This window comes from Streptomyces phaeochromogenes (assembly GCF_001418655.1).
Lineage (GTDB): Bacteria > Actinomycetota > Actinomycetes > Streptomycetales > Streptomycetaceae > Streptomyces > Streptomyces phaeochromogenes.
The window spans coordinates 1-13,752 of record NZ_LIQZ01000049.1; the positions used below are offsets into that span (position 1 = coordinate 1).

Here is a 13,752-nt window from a genome sequence, read left to right on the forward strand (position 1 = left end):
GAGTCGCTGCAGCGACTCGTCCAGGAACGTCCCCATCACCGCCACGTAGATGATTCCCTGCGCGGCGGCGAAGTAGCCGCCGTAGACGCTGGCCAGGGTCATGCCGGTGAACAGCAGAGGGTCGCCGTCGCTGCGGGCCGGGACTCCGGTCCGTGCGCGGCGGCCACGCAGGAACTTGCCGATCAGCGGCTGGAACGCGACCAGAACGAGCGCGAGCCCCACCATCACCGGCACGATCCGCTCGAACGCCGTCGCCGGGAGGGCCAGCAGGAGCGTGGCGCCCGTCAGGCCACCCAGCAGGGCGCCGACGCCCAGTTTCAGGATGCGCCGGCGCTGGCCGCGCAGTTCCTCCCGGTAGCCGAAGGCCCCGCTGATGTTGCCCGGGATCAGCCCCAGCGCGTTGGAGACCGTGGCGGTGACGGGCGGCAGGCCGGTGGCCAGCAGAACCGGAAAGGTGATGAGCGTCCCCGAGCCGACCGCGGTGTTGATGCCGCCCGCGCCCACCCCGGCGGCGAACACGGCGAGACCCTCCAGCGGAGTCACGCGGTGACCCGCCCGGCGTGATCGCTGCCCGTGGTCGGCCGGACGGCAGAAGCAGTACGGCGGACGAGGCGCCGGGAGACGTTCATGGAGCCGACGCTATGCGGCGAACGCTTCGGCCCACGCCGAAGTGTCCCGGCTGTTCCCACCAGGCCCCCGGCCCGGCCGTGCGCCGCCGCACAGCGCGGCTCTGCCACCGGCCGGACCGCCGAGCGGCGTATCACTCGAACCGTGCCGTGTCGCCCGCTCCCTTGCGCACGATCTCGGCCTCGCCGCTGGAGAAGTCGATGACCGTGGTCGGCTCGGTGCCGCAGTCCCCGGAGTCGATCACCGCGTCGACGACGTGGTCGAGCTGTTCCTTGATCTCCCAGCCCTGGGTCATCGGCTCCTCCTCGTCGGGCAGGAGCAGGGTGCTGGACAGGAGGGGCTCGCCGAGCTCGGCGAGCAGCGCCTGGGCGACCACGTGGTCGGGAATACGGACCCCGACCGTCTTCTTCTTCGGGTGGAGCAGCTTGCGCGGCACCTCCCTCGTCGCGGGCAGGATGAACGTGTAGCTGCCGGGGGTCGATGCCTTGATCGCGCGGAACACGTCGTTGTCGACCTGCACGAACTGGCCGAGCTGCGCGAAGTTCTGGCACACCAGGGTGAAGTGGTGCCGGTCGTCGAGCCGGCGGATCGAACGGATCCGGTCGATGCCGTCACGGCTGCCCAGCTGACAGCCCAGCGCGAAGCAGGAGTCCGTGGGGTACACGACGAGCGCGCCCGCGCGGATGGAGTCGGCGACCTGGCTGATCGTCCGCTGCTGAGGATTCTCGGGATGAACGTCGAAGTACTTGGCCACGTGCCGAGCTTATGCTCTCGGCCCTCGCGGCCGACGCAGGCCCCGTGCGGAGGTCCGGTGAGGAGGTCCTACGCGGAGTCCGGGGTGGGTGTCCGCGCGGCGCTGGTGGGCTGGGCCCACCAGCGCCGCGAGCGGGTTCGGCGTGGCGGGCCGTCAGTCCCTGAGGCGGTCGATCTGCCGGATCTTGTTGGTCGCGTCCAGGGCGGCCACCTTGTACGACTCGGCGAGCGTCGGGTAGTTGAAGACGGCGTCGACCAGGTAGTCGACGGTTCCGCCGCAGCCCATCACCGACTGCCCGATGTGGATGAGCTCGGTGGCGCCCGTGCCGAAGCAGTGCACGCCGAGCAGCTTGCGGGTCTCGGGGGAGACCAGCAGCTTGAGCATGCCGTGCGAGTCGCCGATGATCTGGCCCCGGGCCAGTTCGCGGTAGCGGGAGATGCCCACCTCGAACGGCACGCAGTCCTCGGTGAGTTGGTCCTCGGTCTTCCCGATGAAACTGATCTCCGGGATGGTGTAGATGCCGATCGGCTGGAGGTCGTGCATCCGGTTCACCGGTTCACCGCACGCGTGGTACGCCGCCGTACGCCCCTGCTCCATCGAGGTCGCGGCCAGCGCCGGGAAGCCGATGACGTCGCCGACGGCGTAGATGTGCGGCACCTCGGTGCGGTAGTGCTCGTCGACCGTGATCCGCCCGCGCCGGTCGGCGGACAGCCCCGCCTTGTCCAGGTCGAGCTCGTCGGTGAGCCCCTGCCGGCCGGCGGAGTACATGACGGAGTCGGCGGGGATCTTCTTGCCGCTCTCCAGGATGGTGAGCGTGCCCTTGGGGTGCTTTTCGACCGCGGCGACGGTCTCGCCGAAGCGGAACGTGACCGCGAGGTCCCGCAGGTGGTACTTGAGCGACTCGATCACCTCGACGTCGCAGAAGTCGAGCATCCCGGGCCGCTGTTCGACCACGGTGATCTTGCTGCCGAGGGCGGCGAACATGGAGGCGTACTCCATGCCGATCACGCCGGCCCCGACGATGACCATGGAGCGCGGTACCTGCTCCAGGTTGAGAACGTTGTCGGAGTCCAGGATCGTCCGCTCGTCGAACTCGACGGTCGCGGGCCTGGCCGGGCGGGTGCCGGTGGCGATGACGATGTTGTCGGCGCTCAACATCCGGTCGTGACCGGTCACTTCGCGCAGGGCGACGGTGTGGTCGTCGACGAAGCGGCCGGTGCCGGCGAAGAGCGAGACGTGGTTGCGGGAGAGTTGGTTGCGGATGACGTCGACCTCACGGCTGACCACGTGCGAGGTGCGCGCGGTCAGGTCGGCGACGGTGATGTCCTCCTTCAGACGGTAACTCTGGCCGTACAGATCGCGCTGGGTGAGACCGGTGAGATAGAGGACCGCCTCGCGCAATGTTTTCGAGGGGATGGTCCCGGTATGGATGGAGACCCCACCGACCATGTCGGGGCGGTCGACGACGGCGACCCGGCGGCCGAGCTTGGCCGCGGCGATGGCGGCCTTCTGGCCGCCCGGGCCGGATCCGATGACGAGCAAGTCGAAGTCGCGCACCCTCCGGAGTCTGTCAGGCCGAGGCTCTCGCCCGAAAGGGTGAACGGGTGTCGGTTCTTCCCGCTCACTGGAATCCGGCGAGCTCCTGCCGGGTGCGCAGGGTCCAGGAGTGCTCCTCGCCGAGGTGCCGGACACGGTCCTGGAGTATCTGCCGCAGCAGCCGTGCGGCGCGCGCCCGGTCGCCCGCCTCACCGACACAGCGGGCGTGGGCGTTTCGGCTGCCGAGGGTGGCGGGGTGGTCGTCGCCGAGGATCCGGGTGCGGTCCTGTACGAGGATCTCCAGCAGGTCGGCGGCTTCCGCGGCGCGGCCGACGGCGCCAAGGCCGCGCGCGTGACCGCTGCGGGCGGCGAGCGTGTGCGGGTGGTCGTCGCCGAGCGCGGACCGGCAGTCGTCGACCAGGCGCTCGTACAGCTCCGCGGCTTCCCGCGTCCGGCCGCGGCGGCTCGTGCTGCGGGCGTGGGCGGCGCGGATCGCGAACAGATGCGGGTGGCCGTCGTCCAGTACGGCGAGGCTGTCGGTGAGCAGCTCGTCGAGCAGCCGGGCGGCCTGGTCGGGATCGCCCGCCTCCCCGGTGAAGAACGCCCGGTAGCGCCGCCACACCAGGGCGACCGGGCTGCGGGAGCCGTGCGTTCCACCGTCCCGTGCGCCGTCCCCGTTCGCGTCGGCCAGCAGCGCGGTGAGCAGCGCCGCCGCCCTGGCGGGGTCCCCGGACTCGCCGAGGAAGCGTGCGTGCCCATGACGTGCCGCGACGGTGTCGGGATGGTCCGGGTCGAGGACCTGGAGGCAGTCCCGGATCAGCTCCTCGAACAGCTCGGCCGCCTGCGCCGCGTGCCCGGCCTCACCCAGGAAGTGGGCATGGTGGCGCCGGTTGTTGAGCGTGTACGGGTGGTACGGGCCCTGCGTACGAGTGCGGTCGGCGACCAGGCTCTCGAAGAGCCGGGCCGCATGCGCGGGGCGGCCCGCGTCGCCCAGCAAATAGGCGCGCCCGTAGCGGGTGCTGAGGGTGTGCGGATGGTCGGCGCCCAGCAGCCGGGTGCGGTCGGCGAGCACCGCCTCGAACTCGGCCAGCGCCGGGCCGATCCGGCCGGACTCACCGAGGAACAGTGCAAGGTTGTTGCGGCTGTTGAGAGTGTGGGAGTGCCCGGCACCCAGCACCCGTGCGCGGTCGGCGACGACGTCCCGCAGCAGGTCCGCCGCTTCGGCGGGGTGGCCGGCCATGCCGACGTACCGGGCATAGGCGTTGCGGTTCTCCAGTGACTCGCGGGCGTCCGGGCCCAGTTCGTCCGTCGACTCGGTCACCAGCTCCCCGTACAGCTCGACGGCCCGCGCCGGGTTGCCGGCCTCGCCCACACAGGTCGCGTACCACTGGCGGGGCAGCCGTCCGCGGCCCAGGCCCGCCTTCTCGAACGCGGCCATGGCGTGCGAGAGGTCGCCGCGCTGGTAGGCGGTGGTGCCGATGTCGAGTGCTCCCGCGGCGTTCGCGTGGCCGATGAGGGTCTCCCAGACGGTGTCCGGGATACGCGGCGGCGGGACCTGCTCGTCGAGGGTGTGGTGGAGGTAGTCGAAGGCCTGGAAGCGGTCCCCGTCGTGCGGCAGCAGCAGGCTGGAGGTGGCGTGCAGGGGTTCCGTCGCCCAGGTCAGCGCCTCCTCCCAGGGCTCCGGCCGCAGAGCGGTCCCGCCGCGCCGCTCCAGATACACCTCGTGCAGCCGGCGCAGGACCTCCTGCGGCAGCGGCTGGTGGAAGCCCGTACGGCGGGCGTCCGCGGCGGCCGTCACCAGCGCCGCGGCGCGCGGATGGGTGCCGGGCGACCAGGCGTTGTGCCACTCGTCCAGCAACTGCGGTGCGGCGGCCAGGTATTCGGCCACCCCGTGCCCGTCCCGGCCGGCGCCCTTGACCGCCGCCCTGATCCGGGGGTCCTCGGTGTGCCGCTCGGCACGGGCGATCTCGGCCGCGCTCCACGTACGGTCGACCCGCACCGTCGTGGCCAGCCGGATCACCTCACGGCCGCTGCGCAGGACGTCGAACCCGGGCTCGTTGTCGGCCCCCGACCTGGCCCCGAACTTGCCGTGCTGCTGGGCGCTCATCGTCGCCAGGATCACCACACGGGAGTCCTCGGAGCCCAGCATCCGCTGCACATGACCCGCGGTCAGCCCGCCGACCCCCAGAAAGACGTCAAGCTCGTCGAGCCACACGACAGCCCGGCGCGTCCGCACGACGAGGTCGACCAGGGGAACGGCCGACTCCCGGCTGTCGGGCACGATGAGGTGGTACTTGGCGAAATGCTTGCGCATCACCTCGTACGCGAGCCGCGACTTGCCCGCCGTCGACTCGCCGACCAGCAGGACGAACCCCTCACCCGCACTGAGCGCGGCCTCCACCTGCGGCATCGTGTCCCGGTCGATGAACGCGGGCACCCGGCCGAGACCCGCCGCCCCACCACCGCCCGGCGGTGCAGGATGCACGCCGAGCCAGATCGGATCCCGCGCGTCGGCCACGGTCGGCACCCGCCCCCGCCGCGAGATCCTCAGCAGCCCGGGTAACGCCTGCTGCCGCGCCGCGACCCGGTCCAACGCCTGCCCGCCCGATGCGGTCACGGCCCCCGCGGGCCCTGCGACGGCAGCACCGGGCGGCCCGAGAACCGCCACGAGCACCGGCCGGGCCAAGGCCGCCACCAGGCGCACCACCCCGGCCGCCGCCGACGCGAACCACCCCGTCCGCCACGCCATGACACCACCCCCGTGCGGCTGTTGACCCTCCTTTTCCCGCTCGGGGGCCGGTGTAGCCATGCCGCGGGCGTTCCGCCTACTCGTTGGGGAACTTCCAGATGTACGGCTCGCCGTCCTCCTCCGACCAGTGCACCTCGAGGGACTTCGCGTTCGAGGGGACCAGGTACGACTCGCAGAAGACGTGGCTCTCGCCGGACTTCCAGCTCGTGACGTCGTACGGGTCCTCGCAGCCGGGGGCGTCGTCGGCGGAGCCGAGGAGCAGGGTGCCGCGCTGTCCGTCCGCCCAGATGGTGGTGCCGTCGCCCGCGTCGGAGTCGCTCGTGAGGGCCGGGCCCGCCTTGTGGGTGTACTTCACATGGGCGACCGCGAGGGCCATGCCCTTGGCGTCGGCCTTGTCCTGGACCAGCTTCTCGGCCTCGGCCTCGGTTCCGAGATCGACCTTCTGGGCGGTGATCTCGTACGTGACCTTGCCGTCCTCCTCCTCGACCTTCCCCGTGGCGCTCTCGCCGGTGGCCAGCTCGCCCCCGGAAGCCGCCTTGGACTGCGAAGCGGTGGCCTTGGGCTGGGAGGACTTCTTCGCGTCCGTGCCGGCGTCGTCGCCACCGCCGCAGGCGCTGAGGGTGAGCGCGAGGACGGCGACGGGCGCGACGGCGCGCAGCGCGGAATTGTGGCGCAGCAAGACAGACTCCTTGAGATGAAAGGCGTGGGGGAGGCCCCGGCTGCCGGTGGCGGCGCGGCCTGGCGGGCCGCGGTCAACACGGGCGGGACATGGGGGAATTCGCGCTCCTCGCCGAGGGCGCGATCACTGATCCGTTGAAGATCTTGGTGCAACCCAATGCGCTGCGTCAACAAATGTGAACGTTGTGTGAGGTGCGGTCGCCCTGGTGTGGAGGACGCGTTGAGCTCCGCGCGACGCGGAACCCCACGTCGTCGACCTGGTAACTGGGGTGGCTGCGGCGCCGTGCGGAGGCCCGGCAGCTCCAGTGCTCGTCGAACCAGCCGCCGCCGCGCAGGACCCGGTAGGTCCCGTAGACCTCGGCGTCGTAGACGTCCCAGCACCAGTCCCAGACGTTGCCGAGCATGTCGTGCAGGCCCCAGGGGTTGGGCTGCTTGCCGCCCACGTCGTGGATGCGCTCGTCCGAGTTGCCGCGGTACCAGGCGATGTCGTCGAGCGGCCCGTAGCGGGGCCCGGTCGTTCCGGCGCGGCAGGCGTGCTCCCACTCGGCCTCGGTGGGCAGCCGGTACCCGTCCGCGGCCGTGTCCCACTCGACGCCGTCCGTCGTGGCCACCCCGTCCGTCCCGGCCAGCCCTTCCACGCCTTCGGAGTCGGCGTGGAGGAGGTAGGCAGGGGTCAACCCCTCATGCCGGGACAGGGAGTTGCAGAACCGGACCGCGTCCCACCAGGACACGCCCTCGACGGGCAGCCGGTCGCCCTCGGCGTTGCTCGGCCGCGCACCCGTGACCTGTGCGTACAGCGCCTGCGTGACCGGGAACGCCCCGAGCCGGTAGGGCGCGAGGTCGACCTGCCAACTGCGTTGCGTCCGCCGGTCCGACAGCGTGACCTGCCCCGGCGGGACAGCGATCATCTCGTTCACCGTGCTCGTGTCCATGAGCTGTCGATCCTACTGAGGGTCGTGGTCCGTCTCCGGGACCGCGTAGCCGGGCACGGACGGCCAGCGGACGGTCAGCACGACCGACTCCTCCTCCGCGAACCACGAGTGGTCGACTCCGGGCCCCCACACCACGTAGTCACCCTGCTGTTGCAACGTGACGCTGCGGCCGGGGAACTCCACGCGGAACCGGCCGCTCACCAGGACCTGGAGGGCCGTTCGTTCCTCGCCCTCGACCCACTGCGCCCGCTCGTCGCCCTTGGGGTGCATGCCCCACTTGATCTCCAGGGCCTCGCTGTGGCGCGGATCGTCGGCGTCCTTGAAGTGCCCGAGCAACCAGCCCCGGTCCAGCGCCGCGTCCTTGCCCGCGTTTCCCACATACACACTGTCGTTCACGCGCCCGGACGCTAGCAGTTGCCCGCGTCCGGTGCCGTGCCGAGGGTGGTTCGGGCGGGCCGAAGCCCTACCGTCCGTCCAGGATCGCGGGCAGCTCGTCCATCCAGGCCAGCACCGCCTCCTCGTAGCGGATGCCGAAGGCCAGCGTGGCCTCCGTGAAGCGGTCGGGGGCGCCCGCGGCCACCCTCTCCCGGTAGTCCGCGAGCCGCTTCTCGTGGTCCGCGCGGTGCCCGTCGATGAACTCCGTCAGCCGGTCCCGGTCCAGCGCGGAGCCGAAGGCGATGGTGAGCAGCAGCGGGTAGCGGATCTGCTCGGAGCCCGGCGGCTCGGCGAGCCACGCGGCGAAGGCGGCCCGGCCCTCGTCGGTCAGCCGGTAGGGCTGCCGCGACCGGGGACCCGCAGGCCCCGCCTCGACGAGCCCGCGGCCGGCGAGGGCCGCGAGCTCGCGGTAGACCTGGCTCCGGGTGAGGGTCCAGAAGTCGCCGATGAGCTGCTCGGCGGTGTGCACCAGCTCGTACCCGCTGGCTTCCCCGCCGTGCAGGAAACCGAGCAGCGAAGCCGCGGTGGGGTTGAGGTCGGCCATTCCGTTCTCCCCTTGACATTCCACTGTGGACGGTGTGCCATGAAATGAAGAGCACAGTCCACTGTGGCATGTCGGGAGGCGACCATGAGTACACCGGGTTTCGCGGCCGGGTTTCAGGGGCTGCACGACGAGGCCGAAGTCGCAGAGCTTCCGGTCAAAGGGGCGCTGCCCGGCTGGCTGGAGGGGAGCCTGCTGCGCAACGGCCCCGCGCGCTACGACGCGGGGGAGCGCTCCCTGCGGCACTGGTTCGACGGACAGGCGATGCTGCACCGTTTCACCATCGACGGCGGGAAGGTCTCCTACGCCAACAGGTTCCTCGACACCGCCTCCCGACGCGCCGTCGAGTCGGGGACGATCGCCTACCCCGAGTTCGCGACCGACCCGTGCCGCTCACTGTTCGCCCGTTTCTTCACCCGCTTCTCGCGCAGGCCCACCCTGAACGCGAACGTCAACATCACCCGCTTCGGCGACCGCTTCGTCGCGCTGACCGAGACGCCGATACCGGTCGCCTTCGACCGGGACACGCTCGCGACCGCGGGAGTGGTCGGCTACGAGGACGAGTTGAGCGGCCAGCTGACCACGGCCCACCCGCATCAGGACCCCACCACCGGCGACCTGGTCAACTACCTGCTGCACTTCTCGCGCACCAGCGAGTACCGCGTCTACCGGCAGAAGGCCACGGGCACGGCCCGCGAGCTGATCGGCAGCCGTCGGATCGCCCGCCCCTCCTACATGCACAGCTTCGCGATCACGCGCCGGTACGCGGTCCTCGCGGAGTTCCCGCTCGTGGTGAACCCGATGAGCATCGTGCTCAGCGGCCGGCCGTTCATCGAGAACTACCGCTGGGGGCCGGAGCGCGGCACCCGCTTCACGGTCATGGACCTGCGCGACGGCTCGGTGCGCGGTGTGTACGAGGGGCCGGCGTTCTTCGCGTTCCACCACATCAACGCCTTCGACGACGGCGACGACATCGTCCTCGACATGTGCTCGTACGAGGACGCCTCCATCATCGACACGCTGTACCTGGACCGACTGCGCGCGGGCGACGCGGTTCCGTTCGCGCTGCCCACCCGCTACCGCATCGGCCTCGGCACCGGCGACGTCGAGGTGCGGCGGCTGTCCGAGGAGTCACTGGAGCTGCCGCGCATCGCGTACGAGCGGCACAACGGCGTCGACTACCGCTACGCGTACGGTGTGGGCGCCCGCGACCGCAGCGGTGACGACTTCCTCAACCAGCTCGTGAAGGTCGACGTGACGACGGGGCACGCGCTGAAGTGGTCCGAGGAGGGCTGCTATCCGGGCGAGCCGGTCTTCGTGGCGGCACCGACGGCCGCGCCCGGCGCGGAGGGCGAGGACGACGGCGTCGTGCTGTCGGTGGTCCTCGACTCGGCGCGGGGCTCGTCGTTCCTGCTCGTGCTGGACGCCCGCACGTACGAGGTGCTGGCGCGCGCGGACGTGCCGCACGCCATCCCCTTCGGCTTCCACGGGCTGTTCACCCGGCACGCGTCGTAGGTACGGGCCTCGGTCCCCACGCGAGTTTCGGGCCTTACGCGGGACTCGCCCAGGTCCCGCTCTCCGCGGAGCGGGACATCGCGTCCAGGGCTGCCGCGCTGTGGACGGCGTCCTCGACCGTGGCGCCGTACGCCGTGCCCTCGGCGATCGAGCGCAGGAAGTTGTAGGCCTCGATGACCTTGAGGTCGTCGTAGCCCATGCTGTTGGCCGAGCCCGGCTGGAAGGCCGCGTACTCACCGTGCCCGGGGCCCACGTACAGCGTGCTGACCGGCTGGTCCTGGTACGACGTGCCCCGGCTGACGGCCAGCTCGCCCATGCGGCGGAAGTCCCAGGAGACCGCGCCCTTGGTGCCGTGGATCTCGAAGCCGTAGTTGTTCTGCTCGCCGACCGAGACCCGGCAGGCCTCCAGGACACCGCGGGCGCCGGAGGCGAAGCGCAGCAGGCAGGACACGTAGTCCTCGTTCTCCACCGGGCCCAGTTCGCCGCCCGTCGAGCGGGTGTGGCCCGCGGTGGCGCCGGTGGGGCGGGCGCGCTCGGGGACGAAGACGGCCGTGTCGGCGGCCAGGGACGCGATCTCGCCGAGCAGGAAGCGGGCCAGGTCCACACCGTGCGAGGCGAGGTCGCCCAGCACCCCGCTGCCGCCGCGCTCACGCTCGTACCGCCAGGTCAGCGCGCCCTCGGGGTGGGCTGCGTAGTCACTGAAGAGGCGGATACGGACGTGTGTGACCGTGCCGATCTCGCCGGCGGCGATCAGTTCGCGGGCCGCCGCCACGGCAGGCGCGTTGCGGTAGTTGAAGCCGACCGTGCCCTGCACGCCCGCCTTCGTGACGGCGCCGGCCACGGCCCGCGCGTCCTCGGCGGTGAGACCGACCGGCTTCTCGATCCAGATGTGCTTGCCCGCCTCGGCCATCGCGACGCCGATCTCGCGGTGCAGGAAGTTCGGGGCGGCGATGCTCACCGCCTGGACCCGGGGGTCGGCGGCGACCTCGCGCCAGTCCCGGGCCGCCGTCGCGAAGCCGTACTGCCCGGCGGCCTCCTCGGCCCGGCCGGGCACCTCGTCGGCCACGGCGACCAGTTCGGGCCGCACGGGCAGCTGGGGGAAGTGGTGCGGCACACGGGCGTACGCCTGGGTGTGCACCCGCCCCATCCAGCCGAACCCCACGACGGCGACGCCGAGCGTACTCACCATGACTGCCCTTCTTCGGACTTCTTTGGACCGGTCCAGAACTCTTCCGGTTCACACTGAAGGCCCGTTCCCGCACGTGTCAAGCCCCTCAGAGCCTCGTCGGAACCCTTTGACAAGCCATCGATCCTTATGGAACGGTCCATTTCATGAGACCACCGACGATCCGTGACGTCGCCGAACGGGCCGGAGTGTCGAAATCCCTGGTCTCGCTCGTGCTGCGCGGATCCGACCAGGTGCGCCCCGAGAAGCGGCAGGCCGTGCTGGCCGCCGTCGAGGAGCTCGGCTACCGGCCCAACGCCGCCGCACGCAGCCTCAGCGAGCGACGCACCCGCACGGTCGGTGTGCTCCTCAACGACATGCGCAACCCCTGGTTCGTGGAACTGCTCGACGGCCTCAACTCCCTGCTGCACGCCCACGGCCTGCGCATGCTCCTCGCCGACGGCCACCTCAACCTGCGCCTGGGCGAGGACCTCACCCGCGCCTTCACGGACCTGCGGGTCGACGGCCTGATCGCGGTCGGCACGCTGCCGGGCCCCGAGGCGCTGCGCACAGCCGCGACGCGGGTGCCCACCGTCGTCGCCGGCGCCCGCGAACCCGTACTGCCGCATGTCGACCTCGTCGCCAACGACGACCAGCTCGGCGCCCGGCTCGCCACCGAGCACCTCATCGCCCTCGGCCACCGGCGCATCGCCCACATCGCGGGACAGGGCATGGTCGGCGAACTGCGCCGCCGAAGCTTCGAGACGGTCATGCGCGAACACGGACTGGCCGACACGGCCGTCGTGGAACAGGGCGACCTGACCGAGGAGGGCGGCTACCGGGCCACGGTCCGGCTGCTGAGTGCCGGCGAACGGCCCACCGCCGTCTTCGCCTTCAACGACATCGCCTGTGTCGGCGCCCTGTCGGCCGCCGAGGAACTCGGCCTCCGCGTGCCGCACGACCTCTCCCTCGTCGGCTACGACAACACCTACCTCGCGCGCCTGCGCCACCTGTGGCTCACCACCGTGGACAGCGCCGGCCACGACGTCGGCCGCCGTGCCGCACAGTGCCTGCTCGACCGGATCGCCGACCCCGCCCGTCCCGCCGAGGTCGTCCTCAGCACACCCGTGCTGGAGGTACGGGGCACGACGGCCGCGCCGCGCGAGACCCGCGCCTGAGTCGCGTACGCCACGAGCACCGACGGCGGGCGACGCGGATGGACGCCCGACCCGAACGAAGCCCGGGGAGCACCGGCGCGGGGCCGTGTCCTCGTGCGCCAACGGCTCTAGAGTGGGCGGTTTCTGACCGGTTCACCGTGTCCTTCCCTGGAGGAGCGCATGTCCCGCAGACCGCCCCGACGTTCCGTGCTGCGTGGCCTGGCCGCCGCAGGAACCGCGGTGATCGGCTTCGACCCCTTCACCCGGAGCTGGGCGGTGGCCCCCTCCGACCGGCCACTGCACGGCATCCCCGACCTGGACGGGACCCTCCACACCGACGAGGCCTCGCTGAGCGCCGCCGCCGACGACTTCGGCCACATCGTGCACCGCCGCCCGGCCGCTGTACTGCGGCCGGGCTCCGTCGCGGACGTCGTGGCGATGGTGCGGTTCTGCGACAGGCGCGGAATCCCGGTCGCCCCGCGCGGACAGGGCCACGCCACGAACGGCCAGGCACAGGTCTCCGGCGGCCTGGTCGTCGAGACCACTCCGCTCGACGCCATCCATCCCCTCGGACCCGGCAGCGCCGGCGTCCGGGTCGGCGCGGGCGCGAAGTGGAGCGACGTCGCCAAGGCCACCCTCGTCCACGGCCTGACCCCACCCGTCTTCACCGACTACCTCGAACTCTCCGTCGGCGGAACACTGTCCGTCGGCGGCCTCGGCGGCCAGACCCACCGCCACGGCGCGCAGGTCGACAACGTCCTGGAGCTCGAAGTCGTCACCGGCGCAGGGGAGTTGCTGCGCTGCTCCCCGACCCGCCACCGCGACCTGTTCCTCGCCGTACTCGCCGGCCTCGGCCAGTGCGCCGTGGTCGTCGGTGCGACCGTACGACTGGTCCGCGCGCCCGAGACCGTACGCCACTACCTCCTGCCGTACGACGATCTGCGGACCTTCGTGGAGGACCAGCGCCTGCTCGTCGGCGACCGACGGTTCTCCTACGTCGAGGGGCAGATCGTTCCGGATGCCACGGGTGCCTTCCGCGGGTACGTCATCGAGGCCGTCGCCTATGGTCCTCCCGCGGGAGACGTTCCCGACGACACCGCGCTCCTACGGGGTCTGCGGCACGACCCGTCCGGCGCCGAGATCACCGACATGCCGTACTACACCTTCCTCGACCGGCTCGCCCCGGCCGTCGCCGCACTCAAGGAAGCCGGGCTGTGGGCGTACGCCCATCCATGGCTCAACCTTCTCGTGCCCGGCCGGAGGGTTGCCGAGGTGACAGGCCGGCTCCTGGACGCGCTCACCCCGGACGACGTGGGTCCGGGCGGCGTGGTGCTGCTGTACCCGCTGGTGCGCGAGCACCTGAAAACCCCGCTGCTGCGCATGCCCGACGACCCCGTGCCCTACCTCTTCGCGATCCTGCGGACCACTCCTCCCGACGACACGGCGTCGGTCCGGCGACTGCTGGCGGCCAACCGGTCCGCGTACGACCTCGTCCGCGCGGCCGGCGGCACCCAGTACCCGGTCGGTTCCGTGCCCTTCGAACGGGCCGACTGGCGACGGCACTTCGGGTCCGCCTGGCCCCGGTTCGCCGCCGCGCGGAAGACGTACGACCCGCGCGGGAACCTCGTCCCCGGACAGGGAATCTTCTGACCGGGCCGGTCGG

General features: G+C 71.6%; 12 protein-coding genes. 3 read left to right on the top strand and 9 right to left on the bottom strand.

From position 1 onward, the window contains the following. From AOK17_RS07220 to AOK17_RS07255, 8 genes are all read right to left on the bottom strand, one after another. On the bottom strand, positions 1 to 543 hold a 543-nt coding region (locus AOK17_RS07220; protein ID WP_055611518.1), incomplete at its 3' end, for a sulfite exporter TauE/SafE family protein. Positions 544 to 760: 217 nt separating this feature from the next. Next, positions 761 to 1,381, bottom strand: coding sequence for an L-threonylcarbamoyladenylate synthase (locus AOK17_RS07225; protein ID WP_055611488.1), 621 nt, complete (start codon positions 1,379 to 1,381; stop codon positions 761 to 763). Positions 1,382 to 1,534: 153 nt separating this feature from the next. Next, positions 1,535 to 2,938 (bottom strand): Si-specific NAD(P)(+) transhydrogenase, encoded by a 1,404-nt coding sequence (sthA, locus tag AOK17_RS07230; protein ID WP_055611489.1) that lies wholly within the window; start codon positions 2,936 to 2,938, stop codon positions 1,535 to 1,537. A gap of 64 nt (positions 2,939 to 3,002) precedes the next feature. Continuing rightward, the gene (locus AOK17_RS07235; protein ID WP_055611490.1) at positions 3,003 to 5,666 is read right to left on the bottom strand and encodes a tetratricopeptide repeat protein; all 2,664 of its coding nucleotides are present in this window, start codon (positions 5,664 to 5,666) and stop codon (positions 3,003 to 3,005) included. 76 nt (positions 5,667 to 5,742) lie between these two features. Continuing rightward, the gene (locus tag AOK17_RS07240) at positions 5,743 to 6,345 is read right to left on the bottom strand and encodes a hypothetical protein (protein ID WP_055611491.1); all 603 of its coding nucleotides are present in this window, start codon (positions 6,343 to 6,345) and stop codon (positions 5,743 to 5,745) included. Between the two features lie 166 nt (positions 6,346 to 6,511). After that, positions 6,512 to 7,276: a formylglycine-generating enzyme family protein gene (locus AOK17_RS07245; RefSeq protein ID WP_055611492.1), complete on the bottom strand. Its 765-nt coding sequence runs from the start codon at positions 7,274 to 7,276 to the stop codon at positions 6,512 to 6,514. 12 nt (positions 7,277 to 7,288) lie between these two features. Then, entirely contained in the window at positions 7,289 to 7,672 is a 384-nt protein-coding gene (locus AOK17_RS07250; RefSeq protein ID WP_055611493.1) for a cupin domain-containing protein, read from the bottom strand. 67 nt (positions 7,673 to 7,739) lie between these two features. After that, positions 7,740 to 8,255, bottom strand: a complete 516-nt coding sequence (locus AOK17_RS07255; protein WP_055611494.1) for a PadR family transcriptional regulator — start codon at positions 8,253 to 8,255, stop codon at positions 7,740 to 7,742. Between the two features lie 84 nt (positions 8,256 to 8,339). Between AOK17_RS07255 and AOK17_RS07260 the strand changes: the two genes are divergently transcribed. Continuing rightward, positions 8,340 to 9,767, top strand: coding sequence for a carotenoid oxygenase family protein (locus AOK17_RS07260; RefSeq protein ID WP_107102320.1), 1,428 nt, complete (start codon positions 8,340 to 8,342; stop codon positions 9,765 to 9,767). A gap of 34 nt (positions 9,768 to 9,801) precedes the next feature. On the opposite strand, the gene AOK17_RS07265 is transcribed toward AOK17_RS07260, so the two are convergent. Beyond that, the gene (locus tag AOK17_RS07265; protein ID WP_055611496.1) at positions 9,802 to 10,956 is read right to left on the bottom strand and encodes a Gfo/Idh/MocA family protein; all 1,155 of its coding nucleotides are present in this window, start codon (positions 10,954 to 10,956) and stop codon (positions 9,802 to 9,804) included. Positions 10,957 to 11,099: 143 nt separating this feature from the next. Here AOK17_RS07265 and AOK17_RS07270 point away from each other — a divergent pair, with 143 nt between their 5' ends. Further along, positions 11,100 to 12,110 carry a LacI family DNA-binding transcriptional regulator gene (locus AOK17_RS07270; RefSeq protein ID WP_055611497.1) on the top strand — a complete coding sequence of 337 codons (1,011 nt, stop codon included), beginning with the start codon at positions 11,100 to 11,102 and terminating at the stop codon, positions 12,108 to 12,110. 159 nt (positions 12,111 to 12,269) lie between these two features. Continuing rightward, positions 12,270 to 13,739, top strand: coding sequence for an FAD-binding protein (locus AOK17_RS07275; RefSeq protein WP_055611498.1), 1,470 nt, complete (start codon positions 12,270 to 12,272; stop codon positions 13,737 to 13,739). The last annotated feature ends 13 nt before the right edge of the window (positions 13,740 to 13,752 follow it).